The 19,854-nt window shown below is 69.8% G+C and carries 20 protein-coding genes; 9 read left to right on the forward strand and 11 right to left on the reverse strand.

The features are described from left to right. Window positions 1-4: 4 nt before the first annotated feature. Window positions 5-1,111, reverse strand: coding sequence for a hypothetical protein (locus ABGA98_RS34150; RefSeq protein ID WP_347622550.1), 1,107 nt, complete (start codon window positions 1,109-1,111; stop codon window positions 5-7). A 183-nt stretch (window positions 1,112-1,294) separates the two neighbouring features. Continuing rightward, window positions 1,295-1,816, reverse strand: a complete 522-nt coding sequence (locus ABGA98_RS34155; protein ID WP_347622551.1) for a snapalysin family zinc-dependent metalloprotease — start codon at window positions 1,814-1,816, stop codon at window positions 1,295-1,297. Window positions 1,817-2,158: 342 nt separating this feature from the next. Here ABGA98_RS34155 and ABGA98_RS34160 point away from each other — a divergent pair, with 342 nt between their 5' ends. Next, window positions 2,159-3,286: a serine hydrolase domain-containing protein gene (locus ABGA98_RS34160; protein WP_347622552.1), complete on the forward strand. Its 1,128-nt coding sequence runs from the start codon at window positions 2,159-2,161 to the stop codon at window positions 3,284-3,286. A gap of 30 nt (window positions 3,287-3,316) precedes the next feature. Here the strand turns inward: ABGA98_RS34160 and ABGA98_RS34165 are convergent, their stop codons facing one another. Together ABGA98_RS34165 and ABGA98_RS34170 are read right to left on the reverse strand one after the other, a co-directional pair. Beyond that, window positions 3,317-4,219, reverse strand: coding sequence for an NBR1-Ig-like domain-containing protein (locus ABGA98_RS34165; RefSeq protein ID WP_347622553.1), 903 nt, complete (start codon window positions 4,217-4,219; stop codon window positions 3,317-3,319). Between the two features lie 386 nt (window positions 4,220-4,605). Then, window positions 4,606-4,749 (reverse strand): hypothetical protein, encoded by a 144-nt coding sequence (locus ABGA98_RS34170; protein WP_347622554.1) that lies wholly within the window; start codon window positions 4,747-4,749, stop codon window positions 4,606-4,608. A gap of 137 nt (window positions 4,750-4,886) precedes the next feature. On the opposite strand from ABGA98_RS34170, the gene ABGA98_RS34175 reads away from it, so the two are divergent. Genes ABGA98_RS34175 through ABGA98_RS34190 form a run of 4 tightly spaced genes read left to right on the forward strand, consistent with a single transcriptional unit; the run spans window position 4,887 to window position 10,110 of the window. Next, complete coding sequence (locus tag ABGA98_RS34175; RefSeq protein WP_347622555.1) at window positions 4,887-6,218, forward strand: ABC transporter substrate-binding protein; 1,332 nt, start codon at window positions 4,887-4,889, stop codon at window positions 6,216-6,218. Beyond that, entirely contained in the window at window positions 6,218-7,132 is a 915-nt protein-coding gene (locus tag ABGA98_RS34180) for a sugar ABC transporter permease (RefSeq protein ID WP_347622556.1), read from the forward strand. The genes ABGA98_RS34175 and ABGA98_RS34180 overlap by 1 nt, the downstream gene beginning before the upstream one ends. Then, the gene (locus tag ABGA98_RS34185; RefSeq protein ID WP_132633014.1) at window positions 7,129-7,938 is read left to right on the forward strand and encodes a carbohydrate ABC transporter permease; all 810 of its coding nucleotides are present in this window, start codon (window positions 7,129-7,131) and stop codon (window positions 7,936-7,938) included. The genes ABGA98_RS34180 and ABGA98_RS34185 overlap by 4 nt, the downstream gene beginning before the upstream one ends. Window positions 7,939-7,941: 3 nt before the next feature. Then, a complete protein-coding gene (locus tag ABGA98_RS34190) occupies window positions 7,942-10,110 on the forward strand; it encodes a family 43 glycosylhydrolase (protein ID WP_347622557.1) in 2,169 nt (722 codons plus the stop codon). Between the two features lie 210 nt (window positions 10,111-10,320). On the opposite strand, the gene ABGA98_RS34195 is transcribed toward ABGA98_RS34190, so the two are convergent. From ABGA98_RS34195 to ABGA98_RS34210, 4 genes are all read right to left on the reverse strand, one after another. Continuing rightward, window positions 10,321-11,289 carry an NAD-dependent epimerase/dehydratase family protein gene (locus ABGA98_RS34195; protein WP_347622558.1) on the reverse strand — a complete coding sequence of 323 codons (969 nt, stop codon included), beginning with the start codon at window positions 11,287-11,289 and terminating at the stop codon, window positions 10,321-10,323. 154 nt (window positions 11,290-11,443) lie between these two features. Beyond that, on the reverse strand, window positions 11,444-11,872 hold the full coding sequence (locus tag ABGA98_RS34200) for an SgcJ/EcaC family oxidoreductase (protein ID WP_347622559.1): 429 nt from the start codon (window positions 11,870-11,872) through the stop codon (window positions 11,444-11,446). 104 nt (window positions 11,873-11,976) lie between these two features. Further along, entirely contained in the window at window positions 11,977-12,993 is a 1,017-nt protein-coding gene (locus ABGA98_RS34205; protein WP_347622560.1) for a DJ-1/PfpI family protein, read from the reverse strand. A 79-nt stretch (window positions 12,994-13,072) separates the two neighbouring features. Further along, window positions 13,073-14,266 carry an alpha/beta fold hydrolase gene (locus ABGA98_RS34210; RefSeq protein ID WP_347622561.1) on the reverse strand — a complete coding sequence of 398 codons (1,194 nt, stop codon included), beginning with the start codon at window positions 14,264-14,266 and terminating at the stop codon, window positions 13,073-13,075. A 121-nt stretch (window positions 14,267-14,387) separates the two neighbouring features. Between ABGA98_RS34210 and ABGA98_RS34215 the strand changes: the two genes are divergently transcribed. Next, window positions 14,388-15,032, forward strand: coding sequence for a TetR/AcrR family transcriptional regulator (locus ABGA98_RS34215; protein WP_347622562.1), 645 nt, complete (start codon window positions 14,388-14,390; stop codon window positions 15,030-15,032). Between the two features lie 273 nt (window positions 15,033-15,305). Continuing rightward, window positions 15,306-15,485 carry a hypothetical protein gene (locus ABGA98_RS34220; protein WP_347622563.1) on the forward strand — a complete coding sequence of 60 codons (180 nt, stop codon included), beginning with the start codon at window positions 15,306-15,308 and terminating at the stop codon, window positions 15,483-15,485. A gap of 52 nt (window positions 15,486-15,537) precedes the next feature. Here ABGA98_RS34220 and ABGA98_RS34225 read toward each other — a convergent pair whose 3' ends face one another. Then, window positions 15,538-16,119 (reverse strand): hypothetical protein, encoded by a 582-nt coding sequence (locus ABGA98_RS34225; protein ID WP_347622564.1) that lies wholly within the window; start codon window positions 16,117-16,119, stop codon window positions 15,538-15,540. Between the two features lie 181 nt (window positions 16,120-16,300). Between ABGA98_RS34225 and ABGA98_RS34230 the strand changes: the two genes are divergently transcribed. Both ABGA98_RS34230 and ABGA98_RS34235 read left to right on the forward strand, forming a co-directional pair. After that, complete coding sequence (locus ABGA98_RS34230; protein WP_347622565.1) at window positions 16,301-17,623, forward strand: MFS transporter; 1,323 nt, start codon at window positions 16,301-16,303, stop codon at window positions 17,621-17,623. Between the two features lie 209 nt (window positions 17,624-17,832). Beyond that, entirely contained in the window at window positions 17,833-18,543 is a 711-nt protein-coding gene (locus ABGA98_RS34235) for a DUF4158 domain-containing protein (protein WP_347622566.1), read from the forward strand. Here the strand turns inward: ABGA98_RS34235 and ABGA98_RS34240 are convergent. Together ABGA98_RS34240 and ABGA98_RS34245 are read right to left on the reverse strand one after the other, a co-directional pair. Next, window positions 18,467-18,781 carry a hypothetical protein gene (locus ABGA98_RS34240; protein ID WP_347622567.1) on the reverse strand — a complete coding sequence of 105 codons (315 nt, stop codon included), beginning with the start codon at window positions 18,779-18,781 and terminating at the stop codon, window positions 18,467-18,469. The two genes, ABGA98_RS34235 and ABGA98_RS34240, sit on opposite strands and share 77 nt — an antisense overlap. A gap of 68 nt (window positions 18,782-18,849) precedes the next feature. Next, the gene (locus tag ABGA98_RS34245; protein WP_347622568.1) at window positions 18,850-19,824 is read right to left on the reverse strand and encodes an SDR family NAD(P)-dependent oxidoreductase; all 975 of its coding nucleotides are present in this window, start codon (window positions 19,822-19,824) and stop codon (window positions 18,850-18,852) included. Between the last annotated feature and the right edge of the window lie 30 nt (window positions 19,825-19,854).

Here is a 19,854-nt window from a genome sequence, read left to right on the forward strand (position 1 = left end):
GTCATCATCCCGTGGTACGGGTGCCGGCGGCGCGCACGGCCCGGGTGCGGGCGGCGAGTTCCGCGTAGCCCTCGGAGGGAGAGCCCAGGCCGACCACGAACCCCGCGGTGCCGGCGTCCGCCCAGCCGCACACCCGCCGCCACGTGCCGGCGAGCTCGCGGGTGGCGCACCATAGGCTGCCCGCCCGCGCGCCGGGGTCGTGCCGCTGGGCGTCCGCCCCGAGCGCCTGCCGGAGGAGGCGGGGAGGGCTCTGCACGGTGCCCTCGCCGCCGAGCACGAAGTACGCGGGCCGCTTCCCGCCGTCGCGCACGTAGGTGGCCGCGGCGTATGTGTCGAGGTGGACGCGGGCCGCCCCGGTGAAGGCGGGGGCCACGTCGCCGATCAGGCCGGCGTCGTCGCGGCGCACCAGGTCGCCCGCGCGGTCCGGCAGCGCGAACGCCGTGCGGCCGGCGGCGGCGCCGACGTACCACACCAGCCCGCCGACGATGAGGCCCGGCAGCACGACCACCAGCACGACGGGCAGCAGGACACCCGTCCTTCGAAACTGTGACGGCCCGGTCGCCGGGGTCTCCGGCACCACGTCGAGCAGCGCCTCCACCAGCCCGGCCAGGTCGCGCGTGGCCACCTCGACGGCCGACCCGCCGGCCAGCAGCAGGGGGTGGGTGCTGACGCCGAACGGCGCGGCGAAGGCTCCGCCCAACGGCTTTCCCGACCATCGCGCCTGCCTGGCCAGCAGGCGCAGCCGCGGCCACGGCAGGTCGGGCAGCGGTTCCAGCCGTGCCCGCAGTTCGGGCAGGTCGCGGGCCAGAAGGTAGAGGTGGTCGCGGCTCAGCCGGTCGACCGGTAAGCGGTGCCGACCCACACGCAGCTCGGTCCGGGTGACGACGATGCGCCCGAAGTGGCGTACGGACCACATGGTCAGCAGCGCCACCCACGCCGGGATGCCCCAGACGAGCGCGTAGCCCAGCGCGTCGACGACGAACGGCACGTCACCGCGGGCGGGCTGGACGATGGGCATGACGACGGCCAGCGCGGACAGTGCCGCCCAGCACAGCGCGAGCGGCCACCACGGCAGGACGTTCCATCGGTAGACGATGTCGCCGCGTCCCATCCGCCCGCGCCTCCTTCCCGCAGGGTCGCCTGTAGCCGTCGAGCGTAGTGGGCGTCGAGTGGTGCGCGTCCAACCCCGCCGCAGCGCGGGACACGCCGGCCCCACCTTCGCCGTCTACGCCTGCGACGGCACCTGACCGCACGGTACGCCGCGACCGGAGCACCGTGCGGCCGGGTGAAGGAGTCAGCGGTCCACGTGGAGTCTGCCGAACTCGATCCGCGGGGTCGCGCCGGCGAAGTTGCGGTCGACCTCGGCCCGCTCGGCGCTGCTCGGGTTCGCGTTCGTGCAGCTCACCGGCGCGCTCGACCCCGACATCAGGTCAGAGCACCGGCCGGTGCGCCGGTCCGGCAGGCCCAGGATGTGGCCCATCTCGTGGGCGGCGATGCGCAGCGGGTCGTAGCCCTGGCCGGTCGCCTGCCGGCCCATCCAGATCGTGCCGCGGCCCAGCCCGGTGGGCAGCGCCCGCGGCCAGCCGTTGTCGGCGTACACGACGAAGTCGGCGGGTGCGCCACGGACGAGCCGGACGTTCGTCACGCTGGAGTTCCAGACCTGTGCCGCCTGGTCCACGGCGCTCACGAACTCGGCCGCGCGGCTCGCGTCGTACCGGATCACCCTGACCATGGATGTGGCCTGCGCGGGCGAGCTCACCAGCAGGATCGCGAGGCCGACGGCTAAGGAGAGCATGAGACGGAGGAATCGTGGCATGGGGGCCTCCTCGGGGGGTGGGGGTGCTGCAACGGTATGTGGACTCCGCGTCCGGGAGACGTCCCAAATCGCCCCTATTACGGTGGTATGGAGCTACGGCAACAGCCAGGCGCCGGCCCTGTCTCGTGCGCCAGGCGCGGCGACCGGCACCTCCCCGAAACCGGCACCGGAGTGGATCGCCTCTTTGCGTGCCCCGACGGGATCGCCCCAGATCGAGTCGGGCGGAAACGGCGGAGAAACCACCGCAGGTCTAAACCTGTCGCCATAGGCCGGACAAGGGCGTCTGAGTACCTGACGCGGACACCGTCCCGGCCGCTCAGGAAAGAGGAAAGGATCTCGCTTGTGGATCGTGTGAAGGTGATCGGCCTGGCAGGTCTGGCCTGCGCGACGCTGACGCTGAGCGTCGCGGCACCCGCTACCGCGGCCAGCGCGGACCGGCCACGGCTCGGCGACGTGCAGAAGGCTCTGACAGAGCTGGCGAAGAGCTCCAAAGTGGTCGGCGCGATCGGCGCCGTCTACATCGACGGCAAGAAGATCGACAAGGGCTCGGCCGGCACCCGCCTGCTGAACGACAAGGGCGGCAAGATCCCCGCGGGTGCCCGTTTCAGGGCCGGATCCCAGACCAAGGCCATGACCCAGGTCGTCATCATGAAGCTGGTCAGCGAGGGCAAGCTCGCCCTGGACGACAAGCTCAGCGACCTGCTGCCCGAGGTGGCGGAGAAGGACCTGGTGGAGCGGGCCGACGAGATCACCGTGGAGCAGATGATTCACCACACCTCGGGCATCCCCAACTGGTTCACCCCCGCGCTGATCGACTACCTGGACTTCACCACGTACTACCCGCCGATGGACCTGGTCAAGAGGTCACGCACCGTGGCGCGCACCCAGGAACCGGGGGAGAAGTTCTCCTACTCCAACACCAACTACTACCTTCTCGGACTGATCATCGAAGACCTCACCGATCACTCGGTGGCCGCGGAGTTCGAGCGGCGCATCTTCGACCCCCTGCACATGGATGACACCTACCTGCCGGTCAAGTTCCCCGGCCGTATCAAGGGCCCGCACGGGCACAGCTACTACCCCGGCAAAAACGGCGAGCTGCACGACGTCGACCGCTTCAACATGAGCTACGGCTACGCGGCCGGAGGGGTGATCTCCACCACCGACGACCTGAGCGCCTTCCACCTGGCGCTCGGCAAGGACCTGCTGACGAAGGAGGAGAAGGACGCGCTGAACGCCGGCCGGCCGACCCCGCCCCCCTCAGAAGAGCCGTCCGACAAGGGCGTGTGCGGGGGCGAATACGGGAGCGTGGCGGGCAGCGCACCCAGTTTCAAAGCCATCACCTACGGTTCGCGTGACACCGGTGTGCAGTTCGTCGTGTCCGTGACGCTTGGTACGGCCCACAGCGATCCCGCCGTCGAGCCCCTGATCAAAAAGGCGGCGGAAGCAGTCCTCTGCCCCGGGGAATAGCACATCCGCGCCGCTTGGGAGACGCGGGCTTCAGGCCACGGTGACGTCGAGGAAGATGGGCTTCTTGCCGGCCAGCAGCGGGGTGCCGTCCTCGTCGGTCATCTTCCAGAAGATCTTGCAGCGGCCGGGGGAGTCGGCGGCGCGCACGCGTACGGTGATGTCGACCGTCTCCCCGGGCAGCACCGGTCCGATCCCGACCCGTTCCGGCGCCTTGCACGGGGTGTCGTTCATGCGGGTCAGATAGCGGTCCTGCCACGGGACGGTCCCCGCGTTGCGGATGCGCCAGACCTTGTCGAAGGAGGTGCCCCGCTTCACCACGCTCCCGTCGGGGAAGGTCACGTCCCCTTCGAAGGCGGAGTCGTCGCGCGGCGAGACGCTCTGCGCCGGGGTGGGCTGGGCCGTGGGTTCGTTCTCGTCGCTGCCTCCGAGCAGCGGCAGCACCCAGCCGAGCAGGATGGCGACGACCCCGACCACGCCGGTCGCCAGGGCGAGCACGGTCGCCTTCCTGACTGGCGGCGTACGGCGAGCGCCCGGTCCCGGGCCGGGGGACGGTCCCGGGCCGGCGGAACCAGCGGATGGTGCGTCCGCGGCATCTCCAGCCTGCGCCTGCTCCCAGAGCCCGCGCCACTCGCGCCTGACCTGCTCAGGCTCGCGGCCGAGCCGGTCGACCGCCAGGACGCGGACGAACTCCCACGTCGTCTCCCAGCTCGGCAGCGCGCTGCCCCGGGCGGCGGCCGCCAGCGACGACTTCGAGGCCGCCGCGCCGAGCCGGCCGGCCATGTCGGCGAACGACGGGTCGCCCGCCTCCTCCTTGAGCTCCCAGAGGCGGTGGGCGAGCAGGGAGACGGGACCGGCGCCAGGGTCAGGCCGGATCGGCCGGCGCCCTCGCCGGGATCCCGTGCCTTCGTCCTGCGGTCCGGAGGACTCCGCCATCCCACCCCTGCTTCGGTCGAGCGCCCGTGCGGCTGCAGAACCGCACCACGTCCAGACGGAACGAGGCTATCAAAGGTGTCCTGGCCGGCCGGATCCCCGGCGGGAGCCCTCTCCGGTGCGGGCCCCGGCCGGATGGATGCCACCGCGAATCCACTCGGCCGGGGCCCCGAGGCGCCTCGGCGGCGAGCGCCCGGAGCAGGTGAAGCACCTGGTCCTGCCGCGCACGACGTCGAGGGCCGGTGCTTCCTCCACCACTTTTGCCCGCCGCCCAGGCTCGTGCCAAGCCATCAATGTCCGAACATTGTCCAGCGGACGTTGGACAAATGAATGCGCTGGTCAGAGCGGCATGATGAGGGAACGGGCCGGTCTCGTGAAGGGCGTCCCGGTCACGGGAATTCGCCGTACGGGCTGCTTTCGCGGGGCGTCAGCCGGTGGGGGACGCGCACCTCTCTCGGCTCGCCCGTGGCGCCGGCGAGGCGGTCGGCGAGCAGCGACACCGCCGCTCCGCGACGTCCTTGAGTCGTGCCCACACGCCGGCCCTCTTTCGCTGCCGATGACCTGACAGGGCCCGGTTTACAACGCTGTAACGACTTTCGTCCTGCCTGTTTACAACGTTAGAACCAACGATGTAGAACGGGGCAACATCACATGGGCAGGAGTGATTCACATGTCCCTGGAGAGCCTGACCCGGCGACGCGCGCTCGGCCTCGGCCTCGGCGCGATGGTGCTCGCAGGATGCGGCGGGGGCGGCGGCCCGAAGCAGGCGGCCCAGCAGTCGAGCGGACCGGCCACGGCGGCGCCCACCAGCTACACGGGCCCCGCGGTGTCCCTCGCCTTCTGGAACGGGTTCACCGGCGGCGACGGGCCCTTCATGAAGCGGCTCGTCGAGCAGTTCAACAGCGCCCACCCGAACATCAAGATCGCGATGAACGTCTATCAGTGGTCCGACTACTACTCGAAGGTGCCCGCGGCGGTGTCCGCGGGGCGGGGGCCCGACCTCGGCATCATGCACGTCGACAGCGTGGCCACCAACGCCGCCCGGCAGGTGGTGCTGCCGCTCGACGACGTGGCCACCTCGCTCAGCCTGACCGAGGCGGACTTCTCGCCGCCCGTCTGGCAGGCCGGCGTCTACAAGGGCGCGCGTTACTCCATCCCGCTCGACGTGCACCCGCTCGGCATGTTCTACAACAAGACCGTCCTGTCCAAGGCGGGGCTCGACCCGGACAACCCGCCCAAGACGGGCGAGGAATACCTGGCCGCGCTGGAAACCCTGAAGAAGGCCGGGGTGCAGGGCCACTGGGCCACGCCGTTCCCCTTCACCGGAAGCATGCAGTTCGGCAGCCTGCTCCACCAGAACGGCGGCCGGCTGTTCGCCGACGACGCCGGCGTCTCCCGCTTCGCCGAGGAGCCCGGCGTGCAGGCGCTCACCTGGCTGGTCGAGCTGGTCAACAAGGGCTACAGCCCGAAGAACGTGGGCCAGGACGCCGACTTCATCGCCCTGCAGAACGGCAAGGCCGCCTTCAACTGGAACGGCATCTGGTCCATCAACACGCTCCGCGAGCACAAGGACCTGGAGTGGGGCGTGGCGCCGCTGCCCCAGATCGGCACCGAGCCCGCCGCATGGGCCGGCTCTCACCAGTTCGTGATCTTCAAGCAGCGCCGGCCCGACCAGAACAAGCTGACCGCCGCCAAGGTGTTCATCAACTGGATCAGCGGCCACTCCATCGAGTGGGCCAAGGCCGGTCAGGTGCCCGCGCGCAAGAGCATCCGCGAGAGCGCGGAGTTCAAAGGGCTGGAGGAGCAGGCGGCGATCGGCTCCCAGATCGACCATCTGTACTTCCTGCCGCCCGTGGCCGGCATCGGCGACGCCTCAGCGGTGGTCGACCAGGCCGTCAACGCGGCGATCCTGCTGAAGAAGAGCCCCAAGGACGCCCTCACCGAGGCGGCGGCCAAGGCGGACAAGGTCCTGGAGCAGAACCGGAAGAAGTACGGCGCCTGATGGTCTCGCTCACCCTGAAGGGTGCCGCGGCCCGCACGGCCACCGCCGTTCCCCGGTCGGGACGCGCCACCCCCTACCTCTTCCTGGCCCCCTACCTGCTGCTCTTCGTCGTGTTCGTGCTGGCCCCGGCGATCTACGGGATCTGGATCAGCCTGCACGACTGGGACTACCTGCTGGAGGCCAGGCCGTTCGTCGGGCTGGGCAACTACACCGCCCTGCTCGACCCGGAATCGGCGGTCTACGCCGACTTCTGGATGTCGATGCGGGCCACCGGGATCTTCACGCTGTTCAGCGTGCCGTTCCTGGTGGTGCTGCCGCTCGGGCTGGCGCTGCTGCTCCACCGGCCGTTCAGGGGGCGGACGTTCTTCCGCGGGCTGTTCTTCGCGCCGTACGTGCTGGGGGTGGCCGTGGTCAGCCTCATGTGGCGGCTGCTGCTGGACCCGAACCTCGGCCTGGTCGACTGGCTGCTCGGCACCGACATCGGCTGGACGACGTCGCTGCCCTGGGCGTGGATCGCGCTGGTCGGCGTGACCGTCTGGTGGACGATCGGCTTCAACGGCGTGATCTATCTCGCGGGCATGCAGGACATCCCGCGCGACCTCTACGACGCGGCCAAGGTGGACGGCGCCGGCAAGTGGGCCGAGTTCCGCCACGTGACGCTGCCCGGCCTGCGGCCCGTCGCGTTGTTCGTGGTCACCACGACGATCCTGGCCTCGGCCAACATGTTCGGCCAGTCGTACCTGCTGACCCAGGGGGCGCCGGGCGGTGAGACCAGGACGGCGATCTACTACATCCTCGAGCAGGGCCTCAGCCAGTACAAGATGGGCAGCGCCGCCGCCATGAGCTACGTGCTGACGCTCGCCCTGATCCTGGTCAGCGTGCTCAACTTCCGCCTGTTCAGGAGGCGCTCGTGAAGCGCTACACGCTGCTCGCCGCGCTGGCCGTGGTGTTCGTGGCGCCGCTGCTGTGGGCGCTCGGCACCTCGCTGAAGAGCCAGTCGGAGGCCACCAGGATGCCGCCGACGTTGTTCCCGACCGAGCCGGTCACCAGGGCGTACGGGACCATCTTCGAGGGCACGACGCAGACGCCGGTGCTGCGCTGGTTCGCCAACAGCCTGATCGCGGCCACCCTGCACATGCTGCTCGTCCTCGTGGTCTCGTCGCTGGCCGCGTACGCGCTGGCCAGGCTGGAGTTCCGGGGCAAGCGGCTGATGTTCGCCGTCATCGTCGGCACGCTGCTGGTGCCGGGGTTCGTCTTCCTCATCCCGCAGTTCCTCATCATCGACCAGCTGGGCTGGCTCGACAGCCTGACCGCGCTGATCGTGCCGGGCGCGGCGGGCGCGTTCGGGGTGTTCTTCCTGCGCCAGTTCTTCCTCGGCCTGCCCCGCGAGCTCGACGAGGCCGCGCTGGTCGAGGGGGCCAACCACTGGCAGATCTTCACCAGGATCACGCTGCCGCTGTCGAAGCCCGCGCTGGCCACGCTCGCGGTGCTGAGCTTCCTGGCCAACTGGAACGACTTCATCTGGCCGATCTTCGTGATCTTCAGCCCGGAGTACTTCACGCTCCCGCCCGGGCTGTCCATCCTTCAGGGCGCCTACACGATCGACTACCCGGTGATCATGGCGGGCGCCGTGCTGGCCAGCGTTCCGGTGCTGATCCTGTTCGCGCTGACCCAGCGTTACGTCATCGAGGGCATCTCTCGCAGTGGGTTGAAAGGCTGATATATGCACATCGCAGCGGTTGCCTCGCTCATCCTGTCGCTGATGGGCACGCCGTCCTATGACAATCCCGTGTCGCGGGACTTCGCCGACACCTTCGCCGACCCCGCCGTGATCCGCGGGCTCGACGGCTACTGGTACTCCTACGGCACCTCCGACCCGCTGCGCGAGGGCGAGGGGAAACACCACCGCCTGCCCATCGCCCGCTCCAGCGACCTGGTGGAGTGGACGTACGTGGGCGACGCGTTCGGCGAGGGCGACCTGCCGTCGTACGCGGATCCGAGCACCCTGCTCTGGGCGCCCGACGTCCGCTATCTCGACGGCCGGTACGTCATGTACTTCACGGTCACCAACTCGGCGAGCACGCCGCACCCATGGGATTACTCGATCGGCGTCGCCACCGCGCCCACGCCGACGGGGCCGTGGACGCCCGCACCCGAGCCGGTGGTTCCGCCGCGCCCGTCCGGCGACGCGTACTGGAACACGATCGACCCCTCGCAGTTCACGGACGTGGACGGCAAGAAATACCTGTACTTCGGCGGATTCTTCGGCGGGGTGTGGGTGACCGAGCTGTCCGCGGACGGCCTCGAACCCGTCGGCGAACCCACCCAGGTCGCCGTGGACAACAAGTTCGAAGGCTCGTACGTCGTCCGCCGCGACGGCTACTACTACCTGCTGGCCTCGTCGGCGAACTGCTGCGCCGGCCCCACCACCGGCTACTCGGTGCTGGCCGGGCGCGCCACCAGCCCGCTCGGGCCGTTCACCGACCGGGAAGGACAACCCCTGCTCGCCTCCCGCGCCGGCGGCACCCCCGTCCTCGCGCAGAACGGCAACCGCTGGATCGGCGTCGGCCACCACGCCCAGCTCACCGACCTGGCCGGGCAGGACTGGATGCTCTACCACGCGATCGACCGCGACGACCCGTTCCTGGACGAGCCGTACGGCGTCAACGAGCGGCCCATGCTGCTCGACCGGCTCGACTGGATCGACGGCTGGCCGGTCGTCCGCGCCGGGGCGGGACCGTCCGAACGCTCCTCCGAGCGGCCCGTGACGCGCGGGCACGTCGACGAACGGTTCTCCGGCGACCTGTCCGGGTGGCGTGACACCGGCGGCTGGGCCGTACAGGACGGATATGTCCGGCACACCGGTGGTGAGCAGGCGACGCTGGCGTCCAGGAAGGGCCTCGGCGGCGACCGCCGGGCCGAGACCGACCTCCGGCTCGCCGACGCGCGCCCCGGTGACACGGCGGGACTGCGGATCGGCGCGGCCACCGCGGTGGTGTCAGACTCCGGCCTGACCGTCACGGCGGGCGGCGAGCGCCGCACGGTGGCCCTGCCGGGAGGCGCCGCCACCTGGCGGAACCTGGCCGTCACGGTCAAGGGCCGGACGATCACCGCCGAGGTGACCTCGGCCAGGCTCGGCGACCCCCAGGCCGGCGTGAGCCTGGACTCGCCCGTCCCGCTGTCCGGCGCGTTCGGGGTGGTCGCCAGGGGCACGGCGGAGTTCGACAACGTCAGCGTGGCCCGGCTCGCCAAGCCGGTCACCCGCATGGCGCCCGTCCCCGAGCCCGGCAGGAAGCTCGACGCCGACGAGTTCGGCGGCCTCGACCGCGCCTGGCAGTGGGTGCGCGAGGACCCCGCCGCCCGCGTCGCCGGCGGCGCGCTGCGCTGGCCGGTGCAGAACGGCGACCTGGTGGGAACGGGCAACACCGCGAGCGTGCTGCTGCGCACGCCGCCGTCCGGCGACTACATCGTGGAGACCAAGGTGACGCTCGACCTGGGCGAGGACACCGTACGCAACCACCAGCAGGCAGGGCTCGTCGCCTACGCCTCCGACGACGACTTCGCCCGGCTCTCCCAGGTGGCCATCTGGAACACCCGGCAGGTGGAGTACGGTCGCGAGCTGCCCTTCGCCGACCGGCTGTCGTTCGGCGGGAACATCGCCGGAGCCCCGGCGAAGACGACCTGGCTCCGGCTCGCCCACCACGTGGACCGGGAGACCGGGGAACACGAGTTCCGCGCCGGGTCGAGCCGTGACGGCAAGACGTGGACGTGGGCCGGGGTGTGGACGTTCGGCAAGGACACGTCCCCGCGCATCGGCCTGGTCGCCCACGGCGGGGCGCAGCCCGCGGTCGAGGCCGAGTTCGACTACGTCCGCTTCTACCGCACCCGCTGATCCGGCGACCTCGGCGCCGCCCCGCTCGTCAGGCCGGCGCACGCCACCAGCCGGCGGCATGCGCCGGCACGTCGCGCGGGGGCGTACGCCGTGCCGGCGGAGTCGCGTCACGATCACGGCGGGGGAAGCCTGCGGTGTCGGACGGCAACGTCGAGGGGGTTCAGGCCAGAACCGTCTCGATCAGGGACGGCTGATCGGAGGAGGCACGCCTCACGCCGGAGACCGCGTGGAGCCGCCGTCCCTGAACGAAGCGCCCGCCGGGCCTGATCGTGCTTCCTCACGGGCGGGAACGTGCTTCAGATCGCCGTACCGCTGAAACCATGCCAGAGTCTCCGCCAAACCCTCGGTGAGGTGAGAGCCGGCCGTGACGCCCGCAGCTGCCAGCCTGCTCACATCGAGCGTCAGTTCCACGTCACGGAACGGGAAATAGTCACGCGGGCGTATCGACGTGTCCGTGATCATCACCAGCCGAGGCGTGACCTCCGCGACACGCGCCAGTATGTGCAGGTATTCGAGGAATGAGTACGTGGCGTGCTCCCCCACGTTGTACACATCCGGCACGAGCCTTTTCTCGCAAGCTGTGGCGACAATGCGCGCCAGCTCCCTGGCGTGGACGAACTGGATACGGGTGCCGCCGTCGCCTGGAACGAGGATCGGCCGGCCGGAGATCATACGGGCCCAGAGAAACTGCTCCCGCTGCTCAGCGTTGTGAGGTCCGTAGACATAAGGGGGGCGCAGGATCGTGAGCGTTCCAGAGGGAAGCGCGCCGCGCAGCAACGCCTCGCAGGCGGCTTTCGCTTCCCCGTAGCCGTCCCAGACCGCGTCGCCGTCCGCCCTGTCCTTCTCCGCGAACGGAGGGTCGGCGGACAGCCGATTGTAGACCGTGGCCGAGCTGATGTAGACGTAGCGCAGGCTCTCCCCCTGTGGAAGCGCCCGAATCACGTTAGAGACGTGCACGGGTTCGGTCCCCGACACATCGACGACGGCGTCGTAGGAGGAGGCGCCGAGCGCCCGGCGCATCTGGCCCGCGTCGGTCCGGTCGGCGACCACCTGCGTCAACCTGCGATCCCACAGCGGCCGAGTCGCCCGGTTGAGCACCGACACCTCGTGATCGCACAAAAGGGCGTCGACGATGGCGCGGCCCACGAACCGGGTGCCACCCAGTACCAGAATTCTCATGTCCTCTGATTCCTCTGCGTCGCGTCCTGCCCTGGATAAGCTTCCGGCGCTCTCGCCGCCGAGCTGCGGGTGCTGTGGGAGCTGCGGACGCCCAGGTCATCGGCGGCTTTTCCAACGGCGCTTCTCCAGGGCGACTTCAAGATTGCCAGAGTGGTTAGCCCTGGTGGACTTGGGTGTTCTGGGCTGCGGCGATCTTCCATAGGCCCTCTGTCTTGGCGAGGATGTAGAAGGGGCGGCCTTCGGGATCGTCCGTGGCCCTGCCATCCTGATCGATGGGGACCTGGTGGACGTTGACCGCGGCGACGTCCGGGCGGATGAAAAGGATCCGGACCGGCGTATAGGTCGCGGTGCCGCGCTTCGTCGCCCCCGGCAGAACTCGGGCGGTGAAGTCGTGGATGGTGTCCCACCCCGCCAGTCGTTTGCCGTGACCGGTCGTCCACACCGGATCCTGCTTGCTGAACAGGCTCAGAAAATCCTCCACCCGCTCGTTCTGCTGCGCTTCCTGGACCGCCGCGACCAGCGCGACGATCGCTGCGACATCGCCCTGCGGATCATCCGCGTCGCCGAAGACCTCAATGTTCATCATCACTCCTCAAGGATTGTGCTCCCGGCGTAGCCGACCGTGTCGTACATAGGAACCTCGAGCTCAAGGTCACGGGCGCGATGGGGTTCGCGCAGGTAAGAGCATCACTCAGCCGTTCGATCCGTGGCCATGAGGCGCACGCCGCGCTGGCGGCGGGCGCTGGGGGGTGTGCCGAGTTGCCGGACGAAGGCACGGCGCATGGTCTCGGCTGTGCCGAATCCGCTTCGGCGGGCGATGACGTCCAAGCCTTCCGCTGTGGCCTCCAGTAGTGTGCAGGCCGCCTCCACGCGGGCGCGTTCGACGTACTTGCCCGGGCTGAGGCCGACCTCGCGGCTGAAGACCCGGGTGAAGTGCCGGCTACTGGTCGACAGCCGTGCGGCCATGGCGGGCACGGTGTAGTCGGCTGCGGGGTAGGCGGCGATGTCGCTGAGCAGCAGACGCAGTGCCTCGTTGCGTACGGCGCCGGTCCGCTGCCAGACGCTGAACTGGGAGCACCCGCCCGGCCGCTGGACGAACATGACCAGCCACTGGGCGACCTGCCGCGTCAGCTCGGTTCCGTGGTCCTGTTCGATGAGGGACAGGGCCACGTCCACGCCGGCGGTCACGCCCGCGGCGGTCACGATCGGCGGGTCCTGGACGAACAGCGCGTCGTCCAGGACGGTGACCGCGGGATAGGCGGTGGCCAACTCGTCGCGGAAGCGCCAGTGCGTGGTGACGATGTGTCCGTCGAGTAACCCGCCCTCGGCCAGGACGAACGCGCCCGTGCACATCGATCCCACGCGCCGGGCCTCCTGCGACAGCCGCCGCACGTGCTTGACCAGCTCGTGGTCGAGCAGCGCCTGCCTGCGGCTCAGGCCGCCCGCCACCATCAGCGTGTCCAGCGGTCCCGTGATATCGGCGATGTCCACATCCACGCTGATGCGCACACCACACGATGTTCGTACATCTCCTCCTCCCGTGGAGGCCAGGCGTACCTGGTATCGGGTGTCGGCGAGCCGGGCGGCGCTGGCGAAGGCGTCCGCCGGCCCGGCCAGGTCCATCAGCTGAACCCCGTCGTACACAACGAAGAGCACTGTTCGCTCGCCGCCTGCCACAGCGGGTAGGTCAACGGTGTCGTTCATCAGTCATCCCCTGAGCTTCACAGCATGTGTAGTCAGTCGCCGGCGGTGCGATTGGCGGAGCGGTGGTGCGCGCGTGCAGCTACCTCAGATGCTCGGCGAGCCAGTCGTAGGCCATGGCCGAGGTGTAGGGGATGTTGCTGATGCCGCAGTGGGTGTCGGCGCCGTCCACGGCGGGAAGCGTCGCGAAGTACTTGGGAGCGCGTAGTGCGTGGTGGAAGCGGCGGGCCTGCTCCGTCGCGATGTCCGTCTCCCCTTCGGCGACCAGGCTCAGCGTGGGACAGGTGATCTGTTCTTCCAGGCCGTCCAGGGTGAAGGCCTGGACGCGAGCGGCGAATTCCTCCAGGCGGCTCACCCCGTGGTTCCACATGAAGTAGTTCTCGACCATGGCCTGTCCGGCCCAGCCGGCCTCGTCGAGCTGTTCCGCCACCCCGGTGGCCGCGCGCTCGGCACCGCCCATGATGACGCCGAGCGGCGCGCGCATCGGCGAGTTGGCCACCAGCGCTCTGACGCGCCGGTCGTGCGCTGCCGCCCGGGGAGCCAGGTAGCCGCCATAGCTGACTCCGTACAGGGCGACTCGCTCGGCGTCCACGTCCGTCCGGCCGACGGCATGGTCCACGACCGCGCCGAGCGGTACCTCGTAGTCCGGGCGGAACGTGAGGTGGGGGTGGCTGAGCTGGAGCCCGCGCTGCCCGGGGCCGTGAAACACGATGACGTTCAGCCCGCGCGCCAGCGCGTCGGGAACTCCGCCCAGCAGATACATCTCCTCGCCGGAGCCGTCCACCCCGCCGCACAGCACCACCGTCGGGCGCGGGCGCCCGTCGTCGGCGACGGTGAAGACGTGGCCGGGCAGCGTGACGCCGTCCTCGTAGGGAATCTCGACCTTTTCGACCGGGTGGGGCATGAGCTCCGCCGCGGCGTCGAACTGCGTAAGGCTCTCCTCATACACCTTCCGCCGTTCCTCCAGCCGGTTGGCGGGGAAGAAGAACTCCGCCGCGCGCAGGTAGGTCGAGGCCCTGAGATGCGCGGCTCGCGCGGTCACTCGCCGGCCGGCCGCCAGCGCCTCCTCCGCCTGCGCGGCGATCCGCCGGCCCAGTTCGGCCCAGGTCTCGATGTAGATGTCGCGGTCGCCGCCGCGGGCCCGCATCGTGCTCGCGACGTTCATGACCTCCCCCGCGGAGGCGGCGCCGTACGGCGCGCCGGAGAGGATGCGCAGGTAGTGGACGTCCAGCCCGATGTCGTTGCTGAACCGTAGCCGGTTGAAGTGTTGTGCCATCTGTGATCGCCCCCGCTTTCTTGATGAATGTCTCGCGGATGGCCCAACCGTAGGTACGTCGTAGAGTGGCGCTCAATCAACAAGTACGGCCCACTGGCGCATACGCAACAGCGAGGACAAGGTGTCGCAGAGACCGGAGCAGGCCGGAGACCTGCGGGTGGTGCGGACCCGGACACATCTGCGCGCCGCGCTGGTGCAGTTGGCCGGTGAGCGCGGCTACGACGCCGTCACCGTCGGCGACATCGCCGGCCTGGCGATGGTGAACCGCGCGACCTTCTACCGTCACTACGAGGACAAGGAAGATCTCGCGGTCGACGTCCTCGCGGAGGCGGTCGAGGAGGTCGGGAGGTTCACGCCCGTGCGCCCGGGCTGGGCTGGCGGAGACGAACTCGCCGAGTTGGACTCGAGGATCGCGGGCGCGGAGAGGCTGTTCGAGCACTTCGCCGAGCACCGCCGGATGTACCAGCCGCTGCTCGGTTATCCGCGAAACCGCCGGTTCATGATCAGGGCACGTGAGTTGCTGAGCGGGGGGATCTCGGATCGGATCGACACCGCCGAGCCCGACCCCGACCAGGCCCGCATGCCCATGACGCTCATCCCGGTGTTCGCCACAGAACTCTTTCTGGGCGTGATCGCGTGGTGGCTGGATCGGGGCCTGCCTTACCCGCCGCGCCAGATGGCGGACTGGTCCATCCGCTTCCTCTTCTACGGGTACTTCGGCGCCCTCGGCCTCGGTCACCGCCTGCCCGATGACACGGCCACCTGATCACAAGGTCCTCCCGTGCCAGGCTCGAGGTGTCTGGTTGATGATGGATCCGGCGATCACGGAGATGCGGCTGGTGAGTGAGACCGCCGTGGACAACGAGTAAGCCGGGCAGGAGGACGCGCAGTCGGGCGCGACCTCGGAAGAGCAGTTGATCGCGATTACTTAAGGGTGCGGATCGTGCTTCATCTCGGCCGGTGCGATCGGTGTGGGTGTGTCTACGTCAGTCGATCAGGAACGGGGGCCGCGTTCTCGCACTATCGATCCCAGATCGACGTGCTCGCACGCCACCTGGAGCACGTCACCGTCGCCGACCGGAGGCGGCATCTGACGCACCCGCTCGCGCGCCGCACGCCCGGCGACGAACTCGGGCCGCGCGCCGTCGCCGCAGCCCGCCGCGCACTGGCCCTGCTGGCCGGCGGATTCGCCGGCTACGCCCCCCGCCGCCCCGGCTAGGGACCACGCCGGGATCCGGCCGGGACCGGGTCAGGGTCCGGCTGCGATCCGGTCAGGGGTTCTCCACGCCTGGTTCGCGGGGCCCGCCCGGCGTGCCGGTGCCGTCGCCTGTGGACGTCGGCGACGGGCTCGGCGGGGACGTGCCGGCTGACGTGGGCGACGGTGGGCTCGCGGGCGACGGCGTCAGATGGGCGAAGTGGCCCGTTCGCGGCTTGACCGGCACGATCACGCGGATAGGAGGCGCGCCCCGGAAGGAGAACGTCAGCGGCACCGAGCCGCCCCGGATGCCGCTGGCCGTGGCGAGCGGCTGCTCACCCGTGCCGACGGGCTGGTCGGGCGGCAGGGTGATCGGGCCGGGCAACTGCACCGTGCCGCCCCCTTCGGCGGTGATCCGTTCGAGCTGCAGCGGTCTGTCGCCGGCGTTGACCAGCACGCCGTACAGGGGGAACTGCTGCGGCGGCTTGGCCGGGTCGGCGCCGCCCAGGAGGAAGGCGTTGCGCAGGCGCACCCCGTCCCGCCCGTCGGCGTTGGCGCCGTCGTTCGGGGGGTGCCACTGCACGGTGTCGATCCCGAGCTTCGCGCACCCGGTGGCGGCCAGCACCACGGCGACCATGGCAGAGACGATGGGACGCATCGCACCCAACCCCCTTCGGCACCTCCGTCATCGCCCAGTCGCTACCCGTGACGACCCCGCCGAACCGCCGCCGCCCCGAACCTCCTGCGGGTGCGGGCAAACCGGGAAAAAGAGCCTGATGACCATCGGCGACACGTCCTGTAGCGTCGCGGGTAACGCGGCACTACCGGAGGAGCGGTAGATGGCAGAGGACCAGCGACTCGACGCGACAGATCAGCAGAAGCGACGGCAGGTGGTCCGGGCGGTGATCGCCTCGGCCGTCGGCACCTCGATCGAATGGTACGACTTCTTCCTGTACGGCTTCGCCGCCAGCACCATCTTCGCGGAGCTGTTCTTCCCCACCAGCGACCCGACGACCGGCCTCCTGCTCGCCCTTGGCACCTACTTCGGCGGGTTCGCCGCCCGACCCATCGGCGCCGCGATCTTCGGCCACTACGGTGACCGCATCGGCCGCAAGGCCACCCTCATCATCACCCTCATGACCATGGGCGTCGCCACCGCCCTCGTCGGCCTGGTGCCCACCTACGCGCAGATCGGCATCTGGGGCGGCATCCTGCTGACGCTGCTCCGGCTGCTCCAGGGCATCAGCGTCGGCGGCGAATGGGGCGGGTCCGTGCTCCTCGCCACCGAGTGGGGCAAGACGCGCGGCGGCCGGCGCGGATTTCTGGGCAGCTGGCCGCAGTTCGGCGTCCCGGTCGGGCTCGTGCTCGGCTATCTCGCGCTGCAGATCTTCCAGCCGCTCGACCCCTACTGGGGCTGGCGCATCCCGTTCCTGCTCAGCATCGTGATGGCCGGGGTCGGCCTCTACATCAGGCTCGGCATCCTGGAGACGCCGGTCTTCACCAAGGTCCTGCGGGAGAACAAGGTCGAGCGCGTCCCCGTACGCCAGGTCATCGTGAAGAACTGGCGGGAGATCGTGCTGAGCGCCCTGCTGCGCACCGGTCAGCAGGCACCGTTCTACATCTTCACCGTCTTCATCCTCACCTACGCCACGAAGACGCTCGGCTTCGAGGCGAGCGACGTCTACCTGTACGTCATCGTCGCGGGCGTCGTCTCGCTGTTCACCGTGCCGTTCTGGGGCTACATCTCCGACGTGGTCGGCCGCCGGCGGCTCTACATCATCGGCGCCGCGGCCATGGTGGTCTGGTCGTTCGTCTACTGGCCGCTGCTCGACACCCGCGTGCCCGCGCTGGTCTTCCTGGCCATTGTGGCGGCGGCGCCCATCCACGACATCCAGTACGGTCCGCAGGCCACGTTCATCGCCGAGAGCTTCACCGGGCGGTTACGCTACAGCGGCGCCTCGCTCGGCTACCAGCTGGCCTCGGTCACGGCGGGCGGGCCCGCCCCGCTGATCGCCGTCTGGCTGTACGCCACCTATGAGAGCTCGTTCGCCATCGCCGTCTACATGGCGATCTGCGGCCTGATCAGCGTGGCCGCCGCGTTCGCGCTCAAGGACCGCGCCCACATGGACTACGCGGTCGAGTACGACGAAACCGGCCCCTAGCACCTGTACGGGGTCGGACTAGAGAGATTCGCCTCCACCTCGCCCTCTGGGGCGCTGATCCGCAGCCGGCCAGCTCAACCGGTCGGACTGGACCAGCCTCGGCTACGCCCACCACCCTCGGCCGCCACGACGAAGCCATCACGTGTTACCACCGAGCCCTCACACTCCTCCGCATCGAGCGAGATCGCGCGACGGAAGCCGAAACGCAGGTGCGCCTCGGCGATGCGTTCGCCGCGTCCGCCGCACAGGTTGACCGGTATGGCCGGTTCGTGGCGGACCCGACGCCGGAGGAACTGGAGAAGTTCTTCTTCCTGGACGCCGCCGCGCTGAAGGAAGCGCGGGACAAACGGCGTTTGCACAATCGCCTGGGCTGGTCCATCCAGTGGGGCGCGGTGCGCATGCTCGGCACGTTCCTGACCGACTCCGGGCCGCCCGACGTGCCGCAGGTGGTGGTGGAGTACGTGGCCGAGCAGTTGGGGATCGCCGACGTCTCGGTGGCGAAGTTGTACGGCGACCGCCCGCAGACGCCGTACGAGCATGCCTCGCAAATCCGGACCATGCTGGGCTATCGCGAGTTCTCGGCCGCCGAGGGGGACGTGGCGACCTTCATCGCCTCCCGGGTGCGTAAGAGCCGGGACTCGCGCCGGGAGCTGTTCGACCGGGCGGTGCTGTGGCTGATCACCAACCGGGTGCTGCTGCCGGGCATCACCACCTTGTCCCGGCTGGTCACCGAGGTGCGCCGGGCCGAGCTGGAGGCGATCGACCACAGTCTGGCCGAGGCCGCGCCGCCGCCGATGCGGGCCGAGCTGGTGGCGACCCTGCAGGTGCCGGACGGTAAGAAGGTCACCCAGGCCGAACGATGGTCGCCGGCTGGATCCAGGGGGCCTCGCCGCGCCGGGTGGACTCGAGGTGGTCCATGATGAACATCGGTGCCGGGAACAGGACGACCGGGTCGCCGGTCCGTGGGAGGACGACGGTTGTCCCGGGCCGGCCGTTCGTGAACCACGTGTCGTACGCCACGGCCGCTGGGCCCGCGTCCTCGTGCTCGCCGAACACAAGCAGCGCGTCCAGTCCCAGGCCGTCCAGGAGGCTGCGCGCAGCACGCCAGCGTCGGTCGCGCTCAGCGATCGAGAACCTCAGAATCTCTGCGTCGTTCACGGTGTCATCTCCCTGCCGTCGAGTTCTGCTGATTCGTTGATTCGTCGCGGTCCGCGCTCCAGTTCCGGTCATGCGCGCACACCGGTCAGTTCCAGGCTGTCCTTCCAGAGGTCCTCGGCACGCTTCATGTCATACGACTCCTCCGACGAACGGATCGGTGTCCGCCCGTCGAAGTACTTGCCCGTGGTCCCAGCGAGCTCCGGCGCGGTCGCGAGCCAGGCGAGCGCGCCGCCCGACTCCGCGGCCGAGTGGATATTGGGCGTCAGCACCCGCCGCAGCAGCCATGTGATCCTGGGCAACACGTGATGGGCGACGAATCGCGCGGGTGTGGGCAGTGAGCGGCCCAGGCCAGTACCCAGGACCATGCCCGGATTGAAAGCGTTCGCAGTGACGCCATCGGGCAGGCGACGGGCGAGCGCATAGGTGAAGTAGATGTTGGCCAGCTTGGACGTGCTGTACCGGCGCTGCCCCAGCACAAGCCCGGTCGCCGACGCAGCCGACGGTCCAAGCTCGCCTCGGGCCAGTGCCTTCGCGTCGCTCCACGCGGGAGCTGGGCTGAGGCGCAGAGCCGGGTTGTGGGTGTCGCTGGAGGTCACGACGATCCGTGCGGGTGCCCGCAGGATCGGCAGCAGGGCATTCACCAGCACGAAGTGACCCAGGTGGTTCACCCCGAAGGTGGTCTCGAACCCGTCGGCGGTGTGGGCCAGCGTCGCCCCCATCTGCACGCCCGCGTTGCACACCAGTGCGTCCAGCCGGGGGATCTCGCCCGTCTCGGTCCGCCGGGTCAGGTCGGTGGCGAACGCGCGGACCGATGCGAGGGACGCCAGGTCGAGGGTCATCGCCTCGAGGGTGCTGCCAGGTGCGGTGTCAGCGGCCAGCGTGTCGATGACGCTCTGCCCGCGAGCTGCGTCCCGCACGGGCAGGACCACGTGCCACGGCCTGTCCCGGGACGCCAGGACTGCGGCGGCCGCCGCCAGGCCGATCCCGCTGGTCCCTCCGGTGATGACGATGGTCCGGGCGTCGCCCGGGAACGTGTGTGCCACAGCTGCCTGCTTTCCGTGCCCCCGCCGATC

Source organism: Nonomuraea sp. B1E8 (assembly GCF_039871515.1).
In the GTDB taxonomy this organism is placed as follows: domain Bacteria; phylum Actinomycetota; class Actinomycetes; order Streptosporangiales; family Streptosporangiaceae; genus Nonomuraea.